At 61.2% G+C, this 21,625-nt stretch carries 24 protein-coding genes; 11 read left to right on the forward strand and 13 right to left on the reverse strand.

Annotated elements, in window-relative coordinates; translation table 11 throughout:
- Nucleotides 1-79: 79 nt before the first annotated feature.
- On the forward strand, nucleotides 80-1,123 hold the full coding sequence (locus JTP94_RS23735; protein WP_204852867.1) for an NAD(P)-dependent alcohol dehydrogenase: 1,044 nt from the start codon (nucleotides 80-82) through the stop codon (nucleotides 1,121-1,123).
- Nucleotides 1,124-1,177: 54 nt separating this feature from the next.
- Here the strand turns inward: JTP94_RS23735 and JTP94_RS23740 are convergent, their stop codons facing one another.
- Together JTP94_RS23740 and JTP94_RS23745 are read right to left on the reverse strand one after the other, a co-directional pair.
- Entirely contained in the window at nucleotides 1,178-2,440 is a 1,263-nt protein-coding gene (locus JTP94_RS23740; protein WP_204852868.1) for an NAD(P)/FAD-dependent oxidoreductase, read from the reverse strand.
- Between the two features lie 105 nt (nucleotides 2,441-2,545).
- Entirely contained in the window at nucleotides 2,546-3,010 is a 465-nt protein-coding gene (locus tag JTP94_RS23745; protein WP_204852869.1) for an Lrp/AsnC family transcriptional regulator, read from the reverse strand.
- A gap of 160 nt (nucleotides 3,011-3,170) precedes the next feature.
- Between JTP94_RS23745 and JTP94_RS23750 the strand changes: the two genes are divergently transcribed.
- From JTP94_RS23750 to JTP94_RS23770, 5 genes are all read left to right on the forward strand, one after another.
- Nucleotides 3,171-3,890, forward strand: a complete 720-nt coding sequence (locus JTP94_RS23750; RefSeq protein ID WP_204852870.1) for an aspartate/glutamate racemase family protein — start codon at nucleotides 3,171-3,173, stop codon at nucleotides 3,888-3,890.
- 72 nt (nucleotides 3,891-3,962) lie between these two features.
- Nucleotides 3,963-4,892: a bifunctional helix-turn-helix transcriptional regulator/GNAT family N-acetyltransferase gene (locus JTP94_RS23755; RefSeq protein ID WP_204852871.1), complete on the forward strand. Its 930-nt coding sequence runs from the start codon at nucleotides 3,963-3,965 to the stop codon at nucleotides 4,890-4,892.
- Between the two features lie 84 nt (nucleotides 4,893-4,976).
- The gene (locus tag JTP94_RS23760) at nucleotides 4,977-5,483 is read left to right on the forward strand and encodes a GNAT family N-acetyltransferase (RefSeq protein WP_204852872.1); all 507 of its coding nucleotides are present in this window, start codon (nucleotides 4,977-4,979) and stop codon (nucleotides 5,481-5,483) included.
- 111 nt (nucleotides 5,484-5,594) lie between these two features.
- Complete coding sequence (locus JTP94_RS23765) at nucleotides 5,595-6,212, forward strand: TetR/AcrR family transcriptional regulator (protein WP_204852873.1); 618 nt, start codon at nucleotides 5,595-5,597, stop codon at nucleotides 6,210-6,212.
- A 60-nt stretch (nucleotides 6,213-6,272) separates the two neighbouring features.
- Entirely contained in the window at nucleotides 6,273-7,487 is a 1,215-nt protein-coding gene (locus JTP94_RS23770; protein ID WP_204852874.1) for an MFS transporter, read from the forward strand.
- Here the strand turns inward: JTP94_RS23770 and JTP94_RS23775 are convergent, their stop codons facing one another.
- The gene (locus JTP94_RS23775) at nucleotides 7,488-8,735 is read right to left on the reverse strand and encodes an NAD(P)/FAD-dependent oxidoreductase (protein WP_204852875.1); all 1,248 of its coding nucleotides are present in this window, start codon (nucleotides 8,733-8,735) and stop codon (nucleotides 7,488-7,490) included.
- Nucleotides 8,736-8,743: 8 nt separating this feature from the next.
- Nucleotides 8,744-9,160: a helix-turn-helix domain-containing protein gene (locus tag JTP94_RS23780; RefSeq protein WP_204852876.1), complete on the reverse strand. Its 417-nt coding sequence runs from the start codon at nucleotides 9,158-9,160 to the stop codon at nucleotides 8,744-8,746.
- A gap of 138 nt (nucleotides 9,161-9,298) precedes the next feature.
- Here JTP94_RS23780 and JTP94_RS23785 point away from each other — a divergent pair, with 138 nt between their 5' ends.
- Nucleotides 9,299-10,186 (forward strand): SDR family oxidoreductase, encoded by an 888-nt coding sequence (locus JTP94_RS23785; protein ID WP_204852877.1) that lies wholly within the window; start codon nucleotides 9,299-9,301, stop codon nucleotides 10,184-10,186.
- Nucleotides 10,187-10,425: 239 nt separating this feature from the next.
- Here JTP94_RS23785 and JTP94_RS23790 read toward each other — a convergent pair whose 3' ends face one another.
- Both JTP94_RS23790 and JTP94_RS23795 read right to left on the reverse strand, forming a co-directional pair.
- Nucleotides 10,426-11,178, reverse strand: a complete 753-nt coding sequence (locus JTP94_RS23790) for a pyridoxine 5'-phosphate synthase (protein WP_204852878.1) — start codon at nucleotides 11,176-11,178, stop codon at nucleotides 10,426-10,428.
- Between the two features lie 187 nt (nucleotides 11,179-11,365).
- Nucleotides 11,366-12,493, reverse strand: coding sequence for an ATP-dependent RecD-like DNA helicase (locus JTP94_RS23795; protein ID WP_204852879.1), 1,128 nt, complete (start codon nucleotides 12,491-12,493; stop codon nucleotides 11,366-11,368).
- Between the two features lie 151 nt (nucleotides 12,494-12,644).
- Here JTP94_RS23795 and JTP94_RS23800 point away from each other — a divergent pair, with 151 nt between their 5' ends.
- From JTP94_RS23800 to JTP94_RS23810, 3 genes are read left to right on the forward strand one after another with little or no spacing between them, the layout of a single operon-like run.
- Entirely contained in the window at nucleotides 12,645-13,025 is a 381-nt protein-coding gene (locus tag JTP94_RS23800; RefSeq protein ID WP_204852880.1) for a hypothetical protein, read from the forward strand.
- Nucleotides 13,009-13,563, forward strand: a complete 555-nt coding sequence (locus JTP94_RS23805; protein WP_204852881.1) for an RNA polymerase sigma factor — start codon at nucleotides 13,009-13,011, stop codon at nucleotides 13,561-13,563. The genes JTP94_RS23800 and JTP94_RS23805 overlap by 17 nt, the downstream gene beginning before the upstream one ends.
- Nucleotides 13,560-14,363 (forward strand): anti-sigma factor, encoded by an 804-nt coding sequence (locus JTP94_RS23810; protein ID WP_204852882.1) that lies wholly within the window; start codon nucleotides 13,560-13,562, stop codon nucleotides 14,361-14,363. The genes JTP94_RS23805 and JTP94_RS23810 overlap by 4 nt, the downstream gene beginning before the upstream one ends.
- Before the next feature lie 59 nt (nucleotides 14,364-14,422).
- On the opposite strand, the gene JTP94_RS23815 is transcribed toward JTP94_RS23810, so the two are convergent.
- Genes JTP94_RS23815 through JTP94_RS23830 form a run of 4 tightly spaced genes read right to left on the reverse strand, consistent with a single transcriptional unit; the run spans nucleotide 14,423 to nucleotide 16,695 of the window.
- The gene (locus JTP94_RS23815; RefSeq protein ID WP_204852883.1) at nucleotides 14,423-14,794 is read right to left on the reverse strand and encodes a nitrile hydratase accessory protein; all 372 of its coding nucleotides are present in this window, start codon (nucleotides 14,792-14,794) and stop codon (nucleotides 14,423-14,425) included.
- On the reverse strand, nucleotides 14,781-15,440 hold the full coding sequence (gene nthB / locus JTP94_RS23820; protein ID WP_204852884.1) for a nitrile hydratase subunit beta: 660 nt from the start codon (nucleotides 15,438-15,440) through the stop codon (nucleotides 14,781-14,783). The genes JTP94_RS23815 and nthB overlap by 14 nt, the downstream gene beginning before the upstream one ends.
- Nucleotides 15,437-16,078, reverse strand: coding sequence for a nitrile hydratase subunit alpha (gene nthA / locus JTP94_RS23825; protein WP_204852885.1), 642 nt, complete (start codon nucleotides 16,076-16,078; stop codon nucleotides 15,437-15,439). The genes nthB and nthA overlap by 4 nt, the downstream gene beginning before the upstream one ends.
- A 23-nt stretch (nucleotides 16,079-16,101) precedes the next feature.
- Entirely contained in the window at nucleotides 16,102-16,695 is a 594-nt protein-coding gene (locus JTP94_RS23830) for a LysE family translocator (protein WP_047639863.1), read from the reverse strand.
- A 220-nt stretch (nucleotides 16,696-16,915) separates the two neighbouring features.
- Between JTP94_RS23830 and JTP94_RS23835 the strand changes: the two genes are divergently transcribed.
- Nucleotides 16,916-17,761: an aldo/keto reductase gene (locus JTP94_RS23835; RefSeq protein WP_204852886.1), complete on the forward strand. Its 846-nt coding sequence runs from the start codon at nucleotides 16,916-16,918 to the stop codon at nucleotides 17,759-17,761.
- A gap of 2 nt (nucleotides 17,762-17,763) precedes the next feature.
- Here JTP94_RS23835 and JTP94_RS23840 read toward each other — a convergent pair whose 3' ends face one another.
- The 3 genes from JTP94_RS23840 to JTP94_RS23850 all read right to left on the reverse strand — a co-directional run bounded on the left by JTP94_RS23840 (nucleotide 17,764) and on the right by JTP94_RS23850 (nucleotide 21,357).
- Entirely contained in the window at nucleotides 17,764-18,798 is a 1,035-nt protein-coding gene (locus JTP94_RS23840) for a capsular biosynthesis protein (RefSeq protein ID WP_204852887.1), read from the reverse strand.
- A gap of 92 nt (nucleotides 18,799-18,890) precedes the next feature.
- Entirely contained in the window at nucleotides 18,891-19,463 is a 573-nt protein-coding gene (gene ilvN, locus JTP94_RS23845; RefSeq protein WP_034477086.1) for an acetolactate synthase small subunit, read from the reverse strand.
- A 100-nt stretch (nucleotides 19,464-19,563) separates the two neighbouring features.
- Nucleotides 19,564-21,357: an acetolactate synthase 3 large subunit gene (locus tag JTP94_RS23850; RefSeq protein WP_204852888.1), complete on the reverse strand. Its 1,794-nt coding sequence runs from the start codon at nucleotides 21,355-21,357 to the stop codon at nucleotides 19,564-19,566.
- Between the last annotated feature and the right edge of the window lie 268 nt (nucleotides 21,358-21,625).

Consider the following 21,625-nt stretch of genomic DNA (forward strand, 5'->3'; position numbering starts at 1 on the left):
ACGCTCCGGCCGGCTCCCGATGCATATTGCGCCATCCCAATTCCACTCCCAACCCATCCGAAAAACAAGGAAGTCTCCCATGCCTATCGCAAAGGGTTATGCAGCAACCGACGCGTCCAAACCGCTCGTTCCCTTCACCTTCGAACGCCGCGAGCCGAACGACGACGATGTCGCGATCTCCGTCAAATATTGCGGTGTCTGCCATTCCGACATCCACCAGGCCCGCAACGAGTGGGGCTTCTCTAAGTACCCGATGGTGCCAGGGCATGAAGTTGCCGGCATCGTGACTGCCGTCGGCTCCAAGGTGACGAAGTTCAAGGTCGGCGATCGCGTCGGCGTTGGCTGCTTCGTCGATTCCTGCACGACCTGCGCCACGCGCGACCTGGATTACGAACACTACATGCCGGGCCTCGTCCAGACCTATAACGACGTCGAAGCCGACGGCAAGACGCCGACTTTCGGCGGCTATTCCGACTCCATCGTCGTCAAGGAAGGCTATGTCCTCTCCTTCCCCGAAAACATTCCGCTGGATGCGGGCGCTCCGCTCCTTTGCGCCGGTATCACGCTCTATTCGCCGCTGCGTCATTGGAAGGCCGGCCCGGGCAAGAAAGTCGCCATCGTCGGCATGGGCGGCCTCGGCCACATGGGCGTCAAGCTGGCGCATGCCATGGGCGCCGAGGTGACGGTGCTCAGCCAAACGCTGTCGAAGAAGGAAGACGGCCTCAAGCTCGGCGCCGACCACTACTACGCCACCAGCGACGCCGAAACCTTCACCAAACTGGCCGGCAGCTTCGACCTTATCCTCAATACGGTCGGCACCGCCATCGACTGGAATGCCTACCTGAACCTCCTGAAATATGATGGCAGCATGGTGCTGCTCGGCGTTCCGGAACATGCCGTTCCGGTTCATGCCTTCTCGCTCATCCCGGGCCGCCGCAGCCTCTCCGGCTCGATGATCGGTTCGATCAAGGAAACCCAGGAAATGCTCGACTTCTGCGGCGAGCACAACATCGTCTCCGAGATCGAGAAGATCAGCATCCAGGAAATCAACGAGGCCTATGAACGCGTTCTGAAGAGCGACGTGCGCTACCGCTTCGTCATCGACATCGCCTCGTTGGCCTAAGCGTCACGGCGCAACGGCTTATAAGAAAAGGGCAGCCACTGTGGCTGCCCTTTTTCAATCCTCGTGCATGGTTTCCTTCTGCGTGATCAGCCGGGCGCTGTGCTGCCGGCTGATATAGATCCACAGCCAGCTCCAGGCGACGGCGATGCGCCAGCGGGTGCCGATCAGGAAATAGATGTGGGCAAGGCCCCATACCCACCAGGCGAGCCAGCCCCTGAGCTTGATCCAGCCGAAATCGATGATCGCAGCACTCTTGCCGATCGTCGCAAGACTGCCCTGATGCCGATAGCGGAACGGCCCGGGCGCCGGCTTGCCCGCCAGCTTCGCCTTGATGACCTTGGCGACATAGTCTCCCTGCTGTTTGGCGGCTGGAGCGATCCCCGGCACCGGACTGCCATCCTCACGCAGGACGGACGCTGTGTCCCCGATGATGAAGATATCCTCCTTGCCCGGCGCCCTCAGCTCCTTGTCAACAACGGCTCTACCGGCACGGTCGGCCGGGATATCAAGCCATTTCGCCGCCGGCGACGCCTCGACACCCGCCGCCCAGACGATGGTGCGGCACGGCACGAAGCTGTCGCCGATCGTTACGCCTTCAGCACTGCACAAGGTGACGGGCTTGCCAAAGCGGACGTCGACGCCGAGCGCCTCCAGCGCCTTGAGAGCATAGGCGGATAGATCTTCGGCGAAGGCCGCCAGCACCCGCGGCCCGGCTTCCACCAGGATGATCTTTGCCTTACTGGTATCGATATTGCGGAATTCCTTCGGCAGCGTCGTCCTTGCCAGTTCCGAGATGATACCGGCGAGCTCAACCCCGGTGGGACCCGCGCCGACGATGGTGAAGGTCAAGAGCGCGTCGCGCACCGCCGGATCGCTCTCCAGCTCGGCCTGCTCGAAGGCCAGCAGGACGCGGCGGCGAATGGTCGTCGCATCCTCCAGTGTCTTCAGGCCGGGCGCCACCGGTTCCCATTCGTCATGGCCGAAATAGGCGTGGGTCGCGCCGGTCGCCAGCACCAGCGTATCGTAGGCAATGGTCTGGCCGCCCTTCAGTTGCACCTGATGCGCCTCGCTGTCGACGCCGACGACCTCAGCCAGCAACGTCGTCACCTCGGGACGATCCCTGAAGAAGCTGCGGATCGGCCAGGCGATTTCGGATGTGGCGAGCAAGGTGGTCGCGACCTGATACAGGAGCGGCTGGAAAAGATGGTGGTTGCGCCGGTCGATCAGCGTGATGCGGACGGGCACGTCCTTCAGATCATTGGCGAGTTGCAACCCGCCAAAACCGCCCCCGACGATGACAACGTGATAATCCTGCATGGCGACCTCTCATGTCTACGTCTCTCCGAAAACGTAGAGTTGCGAAGGGTGAGCGGCAACCATCTTTTATGCATGGCACCCCTGCGGCCATCATGTTCCGATTGCCTACGGTGCATAGCTGACGGGAACGGAAGCACCGCTTTTCAGCTCCTCCATCGAGATCGACGCGGAAACGTCGAACAGTTCGACCCGGCGCACCAGCTGCTTGTAGACGACGTCGTAATGTTCGACTCGGGGCAGCACGATCTTCAGAATGTAGTCATAGTTGCCGGTCAGCCGATGCGCCTCGACGATCTCGGGAATATCGCCGATCACTTTGCGGAAGGTCTCTATCCATTCGTCGGCGTGATGCGCTGTTTTGATCATCGCATAGACCGTCGTCGGCACCCCCATCTTCTCGCGGTCGAGCACGACGATGCGCCTGGCGATATGGCCGCTCTCCTCCAGCCGCTGGATGCGGCGTGAACAGGCGGAGACCGATAGGGCCACGCGATCGGCAAGCTCCGTCACCGATATGCCGGCATCTGCCTGCAAAAATTCGAGAATCTTTCGGTCGCGCTCATCAAGCATGTGCAGAAATCCTTATCATCGCGCCGTTATTTTGCGCAGAATACGAAATATGTGCAAATCATTGCAGATTCAATTGCAGGCATCACAAAGTTTGCAAACACAAGGCGCATGAATTGCGGCACTATTCCTCCATTCACAGACAAGAGCGGAGAACAGCAATATGCGCACCATAGGCCTGATCGGCGGCATGAGTTTCGAGAGTTCGGCGGTCTATTATCGCCAGATCAACGAAATGGTCCGCGACCGGCTGGGTGGCCTCTCCTCCGCCGAACTGCTGATGTATTCCGTCAATTTCGAAGAGATCGTGGCCTTGCAGAAGGCCGGGCGCTGGGACGATGCCGCCGCCCGCCTCGGCGATGCCGCACATCGCCTGCAGACAGCCGGCGCCGAATGCGTACTCATCTGCACCAACACCATGCACCTGATCGCGCCGGAAGTTGCCGCCCGCATTTCCGTGCCCCTTATCCACATCATCGACGAGACCGCCGCCGCACTGAAGGCGGCGGGTCGGGTAAAGCCGCTGCTGCTCGCCACGCGCTACACCATGGAGCATGGCTTTTATGCCGAGCGCATGGCCCAGAACGATGTCTCCATCATGGTGCCCGGCCCCGAAGACCGGACCGCGACCCACGATATCATCTTCAACGAACTCTGCGCCGGCACCATCAAGGACGAGTCGCGCCTGAAGCTGAATGGCATCATTGAGCGCGCCAAAGCCGAGGGCGCCGATAGCGTCATTCTCGGCTGCACCGAGATCTGCCTGATCCTCGATCCGAAGGCGCTGATCCTGCCGGGCTTCGACACCACGACGATCCATGCTCAAGCAGCCGTCGACTTCGCTCTCTTGAGCGAAAGTGCCCGCAGCAGCCGCGCGGCATAGAGCCAGATCAATTTAGTTGACTTAGTCCAATAAATATTCGACATCGTCTCTCATGCCAGGGAGGCGATGTCCATGACCGTTGTTGACGAATTCGCGACCATAGATGCCGTCCGCAGCTTTAATCGCTTTTACACGAACCTTCTCGGCGTGCTGAACAAGGCCTATCTCGATAGCCCCTATACGCTGACGGATGCGCGCGTCCTGTTCGAAGTCGGCTTTCGCGGTGGCGTCGCCGCCTCGACACTGACGCGCGAGCTTCATCTCGATCCCGCCTATCTCAGCCGCATCGTGAAGCGCTTTCGTGAGGACGGGCTCATCGAGACGAAGCCCGATCCCGGCGATGCGCGCAGCCAGATCATGAATGTCACCGATAAGGGGCAGGCCCAGTTCGAGGAATTCGTCCGCCGCTCCCGCGCCCAGATCGCCGGATATTTCGACAGGCTCGCCATTGGGGAACCGGAGCGCATCGTCGAAGCGATGCGGACGATCCAGGACACGCTCGGCGCGGACCGGGCCAACGCCTCCCCGGCCATCATCCGCTCCCCCAGGCCCGGCGACATCGGCTGGATCGTGCAGAGTCAGGCACGTTTCTATACCGAGGAGTTCGGTTGGGATCATCGGTTCGAAGCGCTTGTCGCCGAAGTTGCGGGCAAGTTCCTGTCCAACTTCAATCCGGAAAAGGACCGGTGCTGGATCGCCGAACGGAGCGGCCTGAATGTCGGCTCCGCCATGGTCGCCGACGGCGGCGATGGTGCCGCGAAGCTCCGGCTGCTTTATGTCGACAAAACGGCGCGCGGCCTCGGCCTCGGCAAGCTTCTGGTCGACGAATGCATCCGCTTCTCGCGCGATGCCGGCTATGACAAACTTTCGCTCTGGACCAACGACATCCTCGATACGGCTCGCGGCATCTATGTCAAAGCCGGATTCAGGCTCGTCGCAGAGGAAAAACACCGTATGTTCGGCCCGGAATTGAACGGCCAGACATGGGAGCTCGATCTATGAGCAGCGACCGGATGCGGAGATAGACAGGGTAAAGGTTGAGCTCTATTCTCGATACATCCCTGATTTGCATCGAGATATCAACCCATGACTGCCAGTGCCGATATCACTATCCTGCCCATCGCCAGCGAGCACATCGAAGGCTTTCACAAGGCGCTCGATACTGTCGCGCGTGAGCGCGAATATCTGACGATGCTCGAAGCATTCCCGCTGGAGGAGACGCGTGCTTTCGTGCTCGGCATGATCGCGAAAGGCAATCCGCAATTCGTTGCCGTGGCAGGCAGCGACGTGGTCGGCTGGTGCGATATCAGCCGCCATACCTTCCCTTCGCATGCTCACGCAGGTCATCTTGGAATGGGAATCATCCCGACCTATCGCGGTATGGGCCTAGGCCGCCGGTTGATAGAAACGACGCTGCAGGCCGCACGCAACGTCGGCATCGAACGCGTGGAACTTAGCGTCCACGCCGACAACAGCCGGGCCATAGCGCTCTATGAGAGGGTCGGTTTTGTCCGGGAAGGCCTTGCGCGCAGATCCGTGTGCATAGACGGGCGCTACAAGGACGCGATCCATATGGCGCTTATCTATCAATAGCCGCACTGAGCCAGCGATTTTCCCCTCGTAAGATGCCCACCGTCAGCGACAATCTTGCTGCAACGCAAAAATTCACTTGATTTGGAAACGATCATTTCCTAAAAGAGTCGCATGACGATTGACACCATCGATATCACGCCCAGACTTCGCGGCCGCCCCAGGGAATTCGACATGAACGCAGCGCTCGACGAAGCGCTGCGGGTCTTTTCGGAGCGCGGCTATTATGCCGCCTCGATCAGCGAATTGACTGAGGCCATGGGCCTGACCGCAGGCAGCGTCTACAAGGCTTTCGGCGACAAACGCGGCGTCTTCCTCGCCGCTTTCGATCGCTACCGTCATGTGCGCCAGCAACTGATCGACGAGTCTCTGGCGAGCGTCGCAAACGGCTATGACAAGCTGCGCGCATTGGTGACATTCTTCGCCGAAGCCTCGTGCGGCGAGGTCGGCCGAAGAGGCTGCCTCGTTGTCGGCAGCGCGACCGAACTCGCACTCTTCGACCAGGAGGTCGCCGGCCGCGTCGGCGTGGCTTTCGATTTCGACGAGCGGCGTATCCTCGATCTGATCCGCCTTGGACAGACGGATGGTTCCATACCGCGGCATGTCGATGCTGAGGCCGCCGCCTGCGCGATGCTCTGCCTTACGAAAGGCATGCGCGTGATCGGAAAGACCGGCCGGAAGCATGAAACGATGCTCGCCGTTGCCGAAGTCACGATGAAGCTGCTGGATTGATTTTTCGCTAAAATTTGGGGGAGCCCGCTCTCCTGCCCGCCCCCATCAAGGAATAGAGCCATGACTGCAACCGCTGCCGCCAGGACCAAGAGCATGCCGCTCCCTGAGAAGACCATTTCGCCGCTGATGACCTTCATGTTCGCCGCCGCTTGCGGGCTGGTGGCTGCAAATCTTTATTACGGTCAGCCACTCGCCGGTCCCATCAGCCAGTCGCTCGGCTTCTCTCCGGCGGCAACCGGCCTGATCGTGACCCTGACCCAGATCGGCTATGGTCTCGGCCTGCTGCTGATCGTGCCGCTCGGCGATCTTCTGGAGAACCGCAAGCTGGTGCTGACGCTGGTCGCGCTTGCGGCGATTGCACTTGTCGGCGCCGCCTTCGCCTGGTCGCCGTCGCTGTTCCTGCTGGCCTCGCTCTGTATCGGCCTCGCATCTGTCGCCGTGCAGGTCCTGGTGCCGTTCGCAGCCCATATGGCGCCGGATGCCAGCCGCGGCGCGGTCGTCGGTAACGTCATGAGCGGCCTGCTGTGCGGCATCATGCTGGCTCGCCCGGCAGCAAGCTTCCTGTCCGAACTCCTTTCGTGGCACGCAGTCTATATCATCTCGGCTGCCATCATGATCGGTCTGGCCGTCATCCTGCGCGTCGTGCTGCCGACCCGCGTACCGCATACCAGGCTGCATTACGGTCAGCTGCTCTCCTCCATGGGTCACCTTGCCCTGCATACGCCAGTGTTGCAGCGGCGCGCGCTCTATCAGGCCTGCATGTTCGGCGCCTTCAGCCTGTTCTGGACGACGACGCCGCTCTTGCTGGCGAGCCCCGCTTTCGGCCTGACGCAGAACGGCATTGCCCTCTTCGCGCTTGCCGGCGCTGCAGGCGCAGTTGCCTCGCCGATTGCCGGCCGGGTCGCCGATCGCGGCTGGACGAAGCTTGCCACCGCCTTCGCCATGGTGCTCGCCATCGTCGCCTTCTTTATCGGCCATGTCTCAGGCGGCGGCTCGCTGCTGGCGCTAATCACGCTGACGCTCTCCGGCATCATGCTCGATTTCGGCGTGCAGACCAATCTTGTGCTCGGCCAACGCGCCATCTACGCGCTGAGCGCCGAACATCGCAGCCGCTTGAACGGCCTCTACATGGCCACCTTCTTTGCCGGCGGCGCCATCGGTTCGGCGCTCGGCGGCTGGGCCTATGCCGCCGGCGGCTGGAACCTCGCCTCATGGTTCGGCATCGCCTTCCCGGTGATTGCGCTCCTCGCCTTCCTGACCGAGCGGGAAAAGTGATCAGGACGGCTGCGGAACAGAAGCCCGCAGCCAGTCGCATTCGCTGAGACCGGCGGCCGCAAAAGGATCGACCAGAGTGCCGGAAACGATCGCCGCCAGGATCTGCGGCGCAGGCGGCACCTTGGCGATCGTGGCGACAAGCCGATCCCGGACCCAGGCCAAGGCGGCCGAGTCCGATTGGTAAAAGGGCGTGAATGCCAGCGACAGCAGCTGGAACAGCCGCACATGCATCCGCCGCGCCCGGGCATAGGCGGACAGAGCTGTCTCGATAGTCTCATGGCTCGCAAGCGCATGTGCCAGCGCCGCCACATCGAGCAGCGCCATATTGGCGCCCTGCCCGAGCTGCGGGCTGGTGGAATGAGCCGCATCGCCGACGAAGACCGTCCGCCCGCTATAGGGCACCTTCACCGTGCGATGCGCATAGCGCGCCAGCGTCAATTGCTCCCAATCGCTCACCTGCTCCAACAACGCCTCGCATTCAGGCCAGTAGCCACGAATTGTTTGCTTCCAGGCTTCGAGCCCGCGCCTGCACACCTCGTCGGCATCGGCGACCTTCAAGCTCCAGAACAAGGCCGCCTGCTTCGGCATACCAGGCTTTCTGCTGCCGATCGGCAAAACGCCGATCATCACGCTCGCCTTGTCGTAACGCTGCGTCAGCGCTGCGTGATCCACGAGCCCATCCGGACAATCGAGCGTCGCCCAGAAGGCGCCGTAGGCAAGATTACGGGTCCATGGCGCCACCGGCGAGGCTGCCACCAGTTCCGACCGCGCGCCGCTCGCATCAATGACAAGATCGTATGGTCCGAGACGCTCGCCACCCTCAACAGAGAGATAGTTGCGATCACCTTCCTCCGTCACGCCGACGATCCTCTGCCCTGTGAAGATCGGATGTCTCCGAGCGGCGACTTCATCATAAAGCGTGTCGAATAGGGCCGCGCGATGGACGCCGAGCCCATAGCGTCCGCCCGGCAGCGCGTTGTAGCGCACGTCGAGAACGGTGCGGCCATAGCTGGTTTCCGTGCCGAACAAACGATCGATGCGGTTGCCGGCCGCGTGGATGGCCGGGCCGAGCCCGAGCGATTCAAGCACGGTCAATCCGGTCGGCTGCAGCATCAGCGCCGAGCCGACCGGCGCCGGGCTGGCGAAGCGTTCGATGATGTCGGTCGTATGACCGGCGCGGGTGAGAAAGAGGGAGGCGGCAAGGCCGGCAGGCCCGGCGCCGACAATGGCGATCTTCAAAGGCTTCACTGCAAGGCTCAGTCCGGCGATTGATCGAAACGGGCGCGCGCTGCACGCACGGCCTCATGATTGGCCTCTGCCCAGTTCAAAAGCTGTGCCAACGGCTCGTATAGCGAACGGCCGAGATCGGTCATGCTGTATTCGACGCTCGGCGGTTTGGTGGGAAAAACCTCACGGTCGACATAGCCGTCGCGCTGCAGGTCGCGCAGCGTCTGCGTCAACATGCGCTGGGAAATATCGGGCACCAGACGGCGCAGTTCGCCGAAGCGATAAGGCCGCTTTGCCAATGTTTCGAGCAGCAGCACCGACCATTTGCCGCCGATCTGCGAGATCAGATCGCGCACCGGACAATTGCTGAAATCGAGATTGCTAAGGTCGACGTCGCGCAGCGGCGGATCTATGCTGCGTAAATTGACGACGGTGCTGGCGCTCATGCCGGTTCCCTTTTGGTAACTTGGAGCCGAAAAACTGCCTCCTTTACATCTAGAAGTCAATTCCTATTCTAGAGCTAGTCTCTTTTTGAGAGCAACCCGGACCCTTGCAATACGCGGCGGTCAAACAAGGATAAAGACATGAGCAGCACTCTTCTCGTTACCGGTGCCGCCGGCCAGCTCGGCCAGCGCGTCATTCATCACCTGCTGGAGACATACAAGGTAGCGCCTGGCCGCATCATCGCTGCTACGCGCAGCCCCGAGAAGCTTGCCGAGCTCGCCGCCAAGGGCGTCGTCACCCGCAAGGCCGATTTCGACGATGCCGCCACCCTTGTCGCCGCCTTCGCCGGTGTCGACCGCTTGCTCATCATCAGCACCGACGCACTCGCCGTTCCCGGCCTGCGCCTGAAGCAGCACACAGCTGCCGTCGAAGCCGCCAAGAAAGCCGGCGTGAAGCATATCCTCTACACCTCCATGCCGGCACCGGACGGTTCGCTCGTCAGCTTCGCGCCCGACCATCTCGGCACCGAAAACGCGATCAAGGCGAGCGGCCTCGGCTATACGATCCTGCGCGACGCCTGGTATTTCGACAACTATCTGATGGGCCTTCCGCACAGCCTGGAAGTCGGCAAGTGGTACACCGCGACCGGCGGCGGCCGCACCAGCAATATCAGCCGTGAAGATTGCGCGCTCGCCATCGCCGCAGCACTTGCCTCCGACACGACTGAGAACGCGACTTATACGCTGACCGGCTCGACATCCCTGACGATCGAAGATGTAGCATCCGTGGTCAGCAAGATCACCGGCCGCCCGCTGGAAGTCGTGCAGGTCAATGACGAACAATTCGCCGCCGGCCTGACCGGTGCCGGCCTGCCGAAATTCGTGGTCGACATGCTCGTCTCCGCCGACGCCAACACCCGCGCCGGCAAATTCGACATCCTCACGCATGACTTCAACAAGCTGACCGGCAAGGAGCCGCAGACGCTGCGCAGCTTCATCGAGGAACACAAGGCCGCATTGCTGGGCTGAGTTTTTGCGGCGTCAGGCAAGGTTATCTTTGCGGCACCTATGTGCCTGGCCCCTTTCCCCGCCATGCGGGGCGAGGGAGTTTTCACGCCTTATGCGCAAACCTTAGCCGAGTGGTAGGGGCCTGCAGGTCTGCTCCGTCGTCCCTTCTCCCCGCAATGCGGGGAGAAGGCTAGGATGAGGGGCCGGGCACTAAAGCGCGTCAGCGGCGCCCTCACCTGACCAATCCCAAACCCTTCCCCTCAAACCGCTTGCCCGCAAGCCCGGCGGAACCGCCGTACCGTTTCAGCCATGCCGTATTCCAGCGCATCGGCCGTCAATCCATGTCCGATGGAGGTTTCGGCGAGTGCCGGAATGCGCTTCAGGAGCGCAGGCAGGTTGGCGACCGTCAGATCGTGACCGGCGTTGACCGCAAGACCGTTGGCCAGCGCGGCATCGGCCGTCTTTCCGAGAGCCTCGAGAATGACGGCGGCCCGTTCCGGCGCATCGTAGCAGCCGCCGTAGGGACCGGTGTAAAGCTCGATGCGGTCGGCACCGACCTCCCTGGCGATCTTGACGGCTTCGGCATCGCCGTCGCCATCGGCGAACAATGAAACCCGGCAGCCGATCTTCTTGTATTGGGCAACCACATCGACCAGCAGATCGCGGTTCTTATAGAAATCCCAGCCGTGGTCCGACGTTGCCTGCGAGGGATCATCGGGCACCAGCGTCACCTGTTCCGGTTCGGCGGATGCGCAAAGATCGAAGAATTCGTCGCTCGGATAGCCCTCGATATTGAACTCCGCCTCCGGAAATTCGTCATCGATCAGTGCCCGGATCTCTGGCAGGTCGGAGAAGCGAACATGCCGCTGATCGGGCCGCGGATGCACCGTGAGACCGCTGGCGCCGGCAGCAAGCGCGATACGGCCGAGCCCCGTGACGCTCGGCCAGGGAAGGTCACGCCGGTTGCGCAGCATGGCTATGGCGTTGAGGTTCACGGAAAGCTTGGCAGGCATGATCGAAATCCCTGATTTTCGAAGAGGATAATACCGCCGTTTTATGCCATTGCGGACAGCAAGACCAACGAGATTCGAACATCGACCCATGCAAAAGATTGATGAGGCGCTCGGCGGTCCGTCACCGATCAGTGACGCCTTAGCAAAAAGCAGTATTTATCAGGATTTGCACGACAAAAATGGAGTTCTACCGGACGATGGTCAGCGTCTCGGCGGCGCGGGTGATGGCCGTATAGAGCCACCGCTCACGCGTGTCGCGGAACGCCCAGCTCTCGTCGAACAACACGACATTGTTCCATTGCGAGCCCTGCGCCTTGTGCACCGTCAGCGCATAGCCGTAGTCGAACTCGTCGTAGCGTTTGCGGGTCGACCACGGGATCTCGCCCTCGACATCCTCGAAGGCCTGCTTGAGCAGCTTGATCTTCGCCGCACCCCTGTCCATGTCGTCGTCTTCCGGGCGCACCAAAAGATTGATACCCGGTTTCGTCGTTTCCCTGGATGAGGTCATGACCTGCCAGAGCGAGCCGTTGAGCAGGCCCTTGGCGGGGTCGTTGCGCAGGCAGACGAGCTTGTCGCCGGATTGCGGATACTCGGCCGTAAAGCCCTTGAGTTCGCGCAGACGCTGATTGTAGCGTTTGCGGGTGCGGTTGGTGCCAACAAGCACTTGATCCGCTTCCATCACCAAAGGCTGCGTAACCTCGTTCTTCGAAATCACCTGCGCGGTACCGTAGTCGCCATGCATGATCTCCTTGCCCTCGCGCACATGCATGGCGAGCTGGATGATCGGATTGTCGCGGGCCTGACGGTGAATGTCCGTCAGCAGATAATCCGGCTCCTCATTGGTGAAGAAGCCGCCGCCCGAGATTGGCGGCAACTGACCGGGATCGCCGAGCACGAGGATCGGCGTGCCAAAGCTCATCAGATCCTTGCCGAGCGCCTCGTCCACCATCGAGCATTCGTCGACGATGATCAGCGCCGCCTTGGCGACCGGGCTTTGCCGGTTGATGGTGAACATTGGCGCGATAGAGGTCTTGCCGGTTTCCTCGTCCTCGACGGCTTCTTCACCGCGCGGACGATAGATCAGCGAATGGATTGTTTTGGCGTTGCTTGCCCCGCGCGAGCGCAGCACCTGCGCCGCCTTGCCGGTAAAGGCCGCAAACAGAACCTCGCCGTCGACATTCTCGGCAAAATGCCGCGCAAGCGTCGTCTTGCCCGTGCCGGCATAGCCGAACAGGCGAAACAGCGGTGAGCGCCCCTCCTTCAGCCATTTGGCCACGGCCTTGAGCGCTTCGTCTTGTTGCGGCGCGAGTTGCATGGGGCGACTTGGCAGGATTCGGCATCAGGAAGCAAGCCGTAAAAAACACCTGGCGGGCGGGAATAAAATCGGGGCGGAGCGTGTCTCACATCCGGCAGCGCAGAATGCGAGGCCTGGACGAACACGCGTCCATCACCCGAGGAGAGATATCATGAAGACCGTGACATTCCTGGCTGCGCTCGCCGCGGCATCGGCCCTTGCCACAGCCGCCTTCGCCGCGGCACCGGTGAAGACAGTCGAAAGCGCCAAGGGCAAGGTTCTTGCCGGCGAAAACGGCATGACGCTTTACACCTTCAAGAACGACAAGTCGGGCGAGTCCAATTGCAACGGCGATTGCGCGAAAGCCTGGCCGCCGCTCATGGCCGATGGCAAAGCCAAGGCGGAAGGTGCATATTCCATCATCACCCGTAAGGACGGGAAGAAACAATGGGCAAAGGACGGCATGCCGCTCTATTTCTTCGTCAAGGATGCAAAGTCCGGCGACGTCGCCGGCGACGGCGTTAAGGGCGTATGGGATGTCGCGAAGCCCTGACGGGAGCGGAAAGGGCGCGGCGGCAACGCCTCCCGCGCCCGATAGTTTCGAGGCGGAGGTGCTGGCGCTCCTCCCCTCGCTGCGACGCTATTCGCGCAGCCTCACCCGCTCCGACGCCGACGGCGAGGACCTGCTTCAGGACTGCGTGGAAAAGGTGCTGGTGCGGCGCGGCCAATGGCGCGGGCTGAACCTGCGCGGCTGGGTTCTCACCATCATGACCAATCTCTATCGCAACGGATTGCGCCAACAGGCCAACCGCAGCTTCGTCGACATCGACGACAACAGCCATTTGCCTGCGACCGAGACGGACAACGACCCGCTGCAACGGTCGCAGCTGGAAGCGGCCTTGAACAGCCTGGCCGAGGACTATCGCGCGGTACTGATGCTCGTCGTCGTTGAAGGCTACAGCTATCAGGATGTTGCCGACATGCTGGATATCCCGATCGGCACCGTCATGTCGCGTCTGTCGCGCGCGCGCCAGAAGATGACCAGCCTATTGAGCGCCGACAATGTCGTTACGCTTCGGAGACCAAAATGACCGAACGCAACCTGACCGTGACCGAAGCGGATCTCCACGCCTTTGCCGATGGCCTGATGCCGCCAGAGAGACACGCGCAGCTGGAGGCATGGCTTGCGGAAAATCCCGAAGACGCCGCTACCGTCGCCGTATGGCAGACCCAGAACGATGGCATCAAGGCCTTGTTCGCACCCTATGCAACCTCGAAGGAAGGCGATCGGGACCTGATCGCAAAAACCAAGGAAACTCCGCCGAAAGACGGGGCAGTGCAGCATCGGTTTCGCCGGTTGACGGCTCTTGCAGCCTCGCTGGCTCTTTTCCTTGCCGGCGCTGCGGCAGGCCATTTCGGTCCGGATCTGTTTGGGAGACCCGAATTGCAATTGACCGCCATGGAAGCATGGCCGCAGCAGGCGCATTCGGCCTTCATCGTCTATGCCAGCGAGGTGCGCCATCCCGTCGAAGTCGGCGCGGATCAGGAAGCGCATCTCGCCACATGGCTCGGCAAGCGCATGAATGTCGCCGGCCTCAAGGTGCCGAGCCTGCAAATGCTTGGCTTCCAGCTGGTCGGCGGCAGGCTCTTGCCGATCAACGGCACGCCGGGAGCCATGTTCATGTATCAAAATGCCGCCGGCCAACGCCTGACCGTGCTCGTCGGGCACAATACCGAAAACACCACGACCAGCTTCCGTTTCGCCAGCAACGGTGACGTCGAGACCTTCTACTGGATTGACGGCAGTCTCGGCTACACCGTGACCGGCGAAATCTCCCGCGAGATGCTTCAGCAGGTTGCCGACGAGTGCTACAAGCAGTTCTCGTCCTAGGCAGTTGTTTTTACGCAATTCCGGACGGAAAACCGCTGCGCACTTTTCCTGGAGTTGCTTTAGCGCTGCGGATCGTTTTCCAGAACGATCGGCTTGCCGTGCGGCGTTGCCTCCGCCGCCCGCTGCCAGCTTCTCTGCAAGTCGACGATCACATCCACATCCGCGACGCCTTTCGCCACCAGCAGGCCGGAGAGAGCCGCCACCCAGCAATCAAAATAATCGCTGCCGTCTGGTGCGCGACCCGGCTTATGCAGCTCGGCCGAAAGCCGTTCCGCCCATTCGCTCCAAGCAAACAGGCCTTTCTCATGCAGATGCACAGTCATGGCGAAGGCCTCGGCAGCCCAGGGCTCAGGAAAAACCGGCTCGCCATCATCAGACCTCGGCATGTCAGGCGATTGCGCCAGTGGCGGGGCGATCTCACAGGCGCTCAAGATAGCTCTCCCAGGCATCGATGGAGACCGTCAGCGAGGGATCGGCGCCCTCGCCCCAGATCTCCAGCGCGTCGAAGACAACGGTATAGACCCATTGCGGATTCTCGCCCCGGCCATGGGCATTGTCATCGGGAAACACGAAGGAGCCCTGCACGGCTTCGACCACGCCAGCCTTGGCGCGAGCATAACGCGGCAACCTTGTGTGGCCGGTCGGATTGAAATTCCTCGTGCGCACGCGATCGCCGACGGCAAAGAGCGGTGCGGTATCAACAGGCCGATCGCAAGGGCCGCCCTTGTCGAGGACCGCATCAACCATGCCAGCCGTCAGAACCCGCTTCGGCACCGCGCCCTGCTGGAGAGAATGGCCGGTTTGCAACTCCTCGGCTGTTGCGAAGCCGTGCCGCTCCAGGAGCACGTCGATGGCGCGGGTCCAGATCTCATAGTAGCTGGCGGCAAGGTAATCGGCTGTCGGAATGTTCTCGCGCGCATGCCGGCTTTCGTCGATAGTCCAGGCTCCGAAGGCACCGCAGGACAATGTGATGCCGAGCGCCCGCTTTTCCCACTCGGCATGGAAATATGGCTCATTCGGTTCCGGCGCAACCGGGCCAAACCCCATTTGCCCGCCGAGATCATGCGGCCCGTTCATATCGCCGCCTCCGGAGATCTGGCGACCGCCGTTCCGATCATGGCATCGCGGCTGACGAAATCGGCCAATACAGCCTCGTCCAGGCCTTCGGAGCCGGCGGGCCGCTGCGGGATGACCAGATAGCGCAGCTCCGCCGTCGAATCCCAGACACGGATTTTCGTTTCCTGCGGCAGCGTCAGGCCGAATTCAGCCAGCACACCACGCGGATCAATCACCGCGCGCGAACGATAGGCCGGCGCCTTGTACCAGACAGGCGGTAGTCCGAGCACGGACCATGGGTAGCAGGAGCAAAGCGTGCAGACGACCAGATTGTGCGTATCCGGCGTATTGAAAACCGCGCGCATATGCTCGCCCTGACGGCCGGTAAATCCGAGGCTCGCAATCGCTGCCGTAGTGTCGCGCCGCAGCCAGTCGGCAAAGGCGGGATCGGCCCAGGCTTTTGCCACCACCTGCGCCCCGTTGCGCGGCCCGATCTTCGTCTCATAGGTTTCAACGATGCGATCGATCGCCGCCGGATCGATCAGGCCCTTTTCCGTCAGCAGCGTTTCCAGCGCTTTCACGCGCGCCTGCATATCGGAATAGCTGTTGTCGTGATCATGGTGATGGTGGTCGTCATCATGCGAATGCCCGTGGGACATGACTGTCTCCTGTCTTTGCCGGCCTATTTTAACATCGGCCAGAGACTGAGCACCAGCAGCACCGCCATCGTTATGTTAAACCATTTGAGGCGAACCGGATCGGACAGCCAGTCGCGCAGCGCCGAGCCGAAACCGGCCCAGGTCGAAACGCTCGGCACGTTGACCGCGGCGAAAGCGAGGCCGACCAGCAGCACGCTGAAGAGATAAAGCTGCTCATTGGTATAGGTCGCCATTGCGGTGACGGCCATCACCCACGCCTTGGGATTGACCCATTGAAAGGCGGCGGCGCTCATGAAGCTCATCGGTTGGGCACCGCTTTCCCTCTCGCTGAGGCTGCGCGACGTGCCGATCTTCCAGGCAATCCAGACGAGATAAGCCCCGCCGGCGAATTTCAGCGCGGTATAGAGCAGCGGCACCGTGTGCAGAAGCGCGCCCAGTCCCAACCCCACAGCAATCAGCAGCACGAAAAAGCCGACGCCGATCCCGAGCATATGCGGGATGGTGCGCCGGAAGCCGAAATTCACGCCCGATGTAAACAGCATCATGTTGTTCGGCCCAGGCGTGATCGAGGTCGTGAACGCGAACAGAAGAAGAGCCAGAAATGTATCCAGCGCCATAAAGCCTCCCCCGGACACCGTATTGTGACAAAGGACGGCATCCAAAATTTTTCTCGTGATTCTTGTCATGCGCGCCGAGTATGGTGACGCATGTCTGGCCTGACACTAATTCGCGCGCAATCCGAAAGCCATAATGCGATTGTCACGGTGACATCAGCCGTGTCGATTGAAATCCGGCGGGATGCAACTATCCTTCCGCTCTCTGAAGCGAGGACATACCATGCGAGACCCGATTCCTACTGTCACCCTACCCTCCGGCATTGCGGTTCCAGCACTCGGTCAGGGGACATGGAACATGGGAGACAATGCCGCCCACGCCCGGGATGAGATCGCCAGCCTGAAAATCGGACTGGATCTTGGCATGACGTTGATCGATACCGCCGAAATGTATGCCGATGGCGGCTCGGAGGAGATCGTCGGCAAGGCGATCGAGGGGCGGCGCGACGAGGTTTTCCTGGTCAGCAAGGTCTATCCGGCCAATGCAAGCCTCAGAGGTGCTGTCGAAGCCTGCGAGCGCAGCCTGAAACGCCTGAATACGGATCGCATCGATCTTTATCTGCTGCATTGGCGCGGAAATTATCCGCTTGCTGAGACAGTAGAAGCCTTCGAAAGCCTGAAGGCGGCCGGCAAGATCGAGGCCTGGGGCGTGTCGAATTTCGACGTTGCCGATATGGACGAGCTACTTGCGGTGCCGAACGGCGGCAATGTTGCCGCCAATCAGGTACTCTACAATCTTGCGCGACGGGGCATCGAATATGATCTGCTGCCCTGGTGCCAGGAGCGCAGCATCCCGATCATGGCCTATTCCCCTATCGAACAGGGCCGGCTGACCCACCATCCGGATCTGATCCGCATCGCCAAGACCTATCAGGCCACCCCTGCCCAGATCGCGCTTGCCTTTCTGCTGGAGCGCGACGGCGTGATGGCTATTCCGAAATCCTCAAACCCGCAGCGCATCGAGGAAAATCGGGGCTCCATAGACCTCGACATTACCGACGAGGATTGGGCCGTCCTCGATGCCGCGTTTCCACCGCCATCGCGAAAGAAGTCATTGGAAATGCTGTAGGCTCAGACCACCGCCTTCTGCTGCGCGACAATCAGCTCGATAGCTTGGAAGACGTCGATCTCTCGCCAGTCCGCCGGATCGCGATAGATCGGATAAAGCGAAAAGGCGGCAGCGGCAATCTGGTCGACGGTTCGCAGCTTCGTGCGCCTGCCTGCCAGCGCCGCTTTCGTATAGACGCCGAAATGATCCTGCGTCACACCCCAGCCGGCATAGAAGGGCGCAGCATAGGAGCGGACCGGAAGGCCGCGCAGCAGTGCATCGAAACCGAACTGGCTCGAAACCGTCCAGACCTCGTCGACGACCTCCAGGATCGACGCCACCGAGACGGCATCGTCTATCATGACCGCCCCACCCCTCGCGGCGGCGTCAGACGTAAGATATCCCTTACGCAGTCCGGCCATGACATCGGGATGGGTACGGATCAGGCATTGCACGCCGCTTGCCAATCCATCGGCAAGCATCCGCTCAAAGGAGGCCTGCGAACCGAGCGCCCGGCCGACCGAGACGTCGCCGACGACCTGATCGACCAAAAGGATACGGCGTTTGCTTGTTCGCTCGATTTGGGGCGACCGATGCGGCAGGTGATTGTACTTCGAGAGCCTGTTGAGAACGATCTGCTCTCGAATCGCCCGGCCGAGATCGCCTGCCTCGCCGGCGCCCTCTATCAGACGCTCGAGCCGCGACGGCCTGCTTGCATCGACTGGCAGGCCAAGATCGTCAATGACGATGGAAAGCGGGACCGCGCCGGCCTTGCCGAGGCCGACGGAACGGAGAAAGCCATCCTCCAGATGCCAATGTGGCAGTCGTCGGAAGCGGGCAATCGCTGCCGCCGTCTTGGCCGGCACGCGACCACCCCAGGAAACGATGCCGCCTATGCCGGGCGACAAGGTGGATGCGAGCTTCTGCGAACCGAAATAGTGGCCGAGCCAAGGGAAGTCGTTGCGCACGAAGAAGCTAGCGCCGAGGCGCATGCCGGCCGGCGGATGCCAATGCTTCTCGCCGAGATCAGGCAAAATTTCCCCGACGACGAATGCCACCCTTTTACCCCGCTGCAAATGCGGCCATCGATCTGGCCCGAGCGTCGCAAAGGCTAGGCGACGCCCGCAAACCGGTCAACGACGGATAGGTATCACATACCCTGCGGGCCGCGATTCATCGCCGCGATGCCGGTACGGCATACCTCGATGAGACCAAGCGGCTTGATGATGGCGATAAACTGGTCGATCTTCGACGACTTGCCGGTGATCTCGAGAATGAAGTGCTCGACGGTCGCGTCCACCACCTTGGCATGGAACGCATCGGCCAGCCGCAATGTTTCGGCACGCATCTCCCCGCTTCCGGTCACCTTCAGCAGCGCGACTTCGCGCTCGATCGGCCGTTCCTGGCCGAGTTCGCGGGCGCGCACGGTGAGATCGACGACGCGATGAACCGGAACGATGCGTTCCAACTGCGCCTTGATCTGCTCCAGCACCTGCGGCGTGCCACGCGTTACCACAGTGATCCGCGACAGATGCGCCTGATGCTCGGTCTCCGAAACCGTAAGGCTTTCGATGTTGTAGCCGCGGCCGGAGAAAAGGCCGATGACGCGGGCAAGCACGCCGGGCTCGTTATCAACAAGCACCGAGAGCGTGTGGCTCTCCGCCGCCGCCGTTTCTGGCGAGATGAAGTAGGCGGAGCCTGTGGGTTGAAGGTGTGCGTTCATTGTCCTTGTTCCGTTTCCTCGGTTCTTGTTCGGTATGCCAGCGCGACATTGGTAAGCTCGACGGTCCGGACGCGGCTTCTGCCGCGCCCCGGCCATTCGATCAGACCAGCTGACGGCCCTTGGCGTCGATGGCGTTGGCGACGGCTTCGTCGGTGGCTTCGTCCGGCAACAGCATCTCGTTATGCGCCTTGCCCGAGGGGATCATCGGGAAGCAGTTGGCGAGATTGGCAACGCGGCAATCGAAAATGACCGGCTTGTCGACGTCGATCATCTCTTGAATCATCGCATCGAGATCGCCGGGCTTTTCGCAACGCAGGCCGACCGCGCCATAGGCATCGGCCAGCTTGACGAAATCGGGCATCGCTTCCGTATAGGAATTCGACAGGCGGTTGCCGTGCAGCAGCTGCTGCCACTGGCGTACCATACCCATGTACTGGTTGTTCAGGATGAAGATCTTGATCGGCGCATTGTGCTGGATCGCCGCCGACATTTCCTGAATGCACATCTGGATCGAGGCGTCGCCGGCAATATCGATGACCAGGCTCTCCGGATGGGCGATCTGCACGCCGAGCGCTGCCGGCAGGCCATAGCCCATGGTGCCGAGGCCGCCCGAGGTCATCCAGCGGTTCGGCTCTTCGAAGCCATAGAACTGCGCCGCCCACATCTGATGCTGGCCGACTTCGGTCGTGATGTAGGTATCGCGATGCTTGGTCAGCTCATAGAGGCGCTGAATGGCATATTGCGGCATGATGACATCGTCGCTCGGCTTGTAGGCGAAGGAATTGCGCGCGCGCCAGCGAGCGATGTTTCCCCACCAGTCGCCAAGACGATCCGCTGCCGGCTTCTGCGGCAGTGCCCGCCACAGCCGGACCATGTCTTCGAGAACATTGCCGACATCGCCGAGAATGCCGACATCGACGCGAACATTCTTGTTGATCGAGGATGGATCGATATCGATATGGATCTTCTTCGAATTCGGCGAGAAAGCGTTCAGGCGGCCGGTAATGCGGTCGTCGAAGCGTGCGCCGATACAGACCATGACGTCGCAATCATGCATCGCCATGTTCGCCTCATAAGAACCGTGCATGCCCAGCATGCCGAGCCAGCTCTTGCCGGATGCCGGATAGGCGCCAAGGCCCATCAGGGTCGACGTGATCGGGAAGCCGGTCAAGTCGACCAGCTCCCGCAGCAGCTTGCATGCTTCGGGGCCGGAATTAACGACGCCGCCGCCGGAATAGATGATCGGCTGACGCGCATTCTTCATCAGTTCGATGGCTTGGTTGATCTTGTTCAGATCGCCCTGAACCTTGGGCTGATAGCTCTTCTGGACATCATGCGCTTCCGGCGGCGTGTAGGTGCCGGTAGCAAACTGGACATCCTTCGGAATGTCGACGACGACCGGGCCTGGACGGCCTGATTGCGCGATACGGAAGGCTTCGTGAATGACGGCTGCGAGCTGGTTGACGTCCTTGACCAGCCAGTTGTGCTTGGTGCAAGGCCTGGTGATGCCGACCGTGTCGCATTCCTGGAAAGCGTCGGAGCCGATCAACGAGGTCGGAACCTGACCGGTCAGGCAGACCAGCGGGATCGAGTCCATCAGCGCATCCTGCAGCGGCGTGACCGCATTCGTGGCACCAGGACCGGAAGTGACCAGCATGACGCCGACCTTGCCGGTCGAGCGGGCATAGCCTTCGGCCGCATGACCGGCGCCCTGCTCGTGGCGTACGAGAATGTGTTGGATATCGTCCTGCTGGAAAATCTCGTCGTAGATCGGAAGCACAGCGCCGCCCGGATAACCGAAGATGTGTTCGACGCCATTGTCCTTGAGCGCCCGCAACACGATCTCCGCGCCTGTCATTCGATTGTCGCTCGCCTGATTATCTGTGCCGGTCATACGTTTGTTCCGCTATCTGCTGGAGGTTTGGAAAGATGAAATCTCGATTTCGGGCATAAAAAAAGGCTCCTTGGGGAGCCTGTTGTCTAGCGCATGGGTGGCTGTCGCCGGATGGTTACACCATCCTGCCCATGCGCATTCCCACCACGATAAGAGCCATCGAAATTTTCATGGGGTCGAGTGATAGACAGAAAATTTCGAAGCGTCAACGCGTCAAGCAATAAAAAATCGCGCCCTCTCCCTATCCAAGTAAAAAGCGCGGCTTGCC

Source organism: Martinezella lusitana (assembly GCF_016901135.1).
Classification (GTDB): domain Bacteria; phylum Pseudomonadota; class Alphaproteobacteria; order Rhizobiales; family Rhizobiaceae; genus Rhizobium; species Rhizobium lusitanum_D.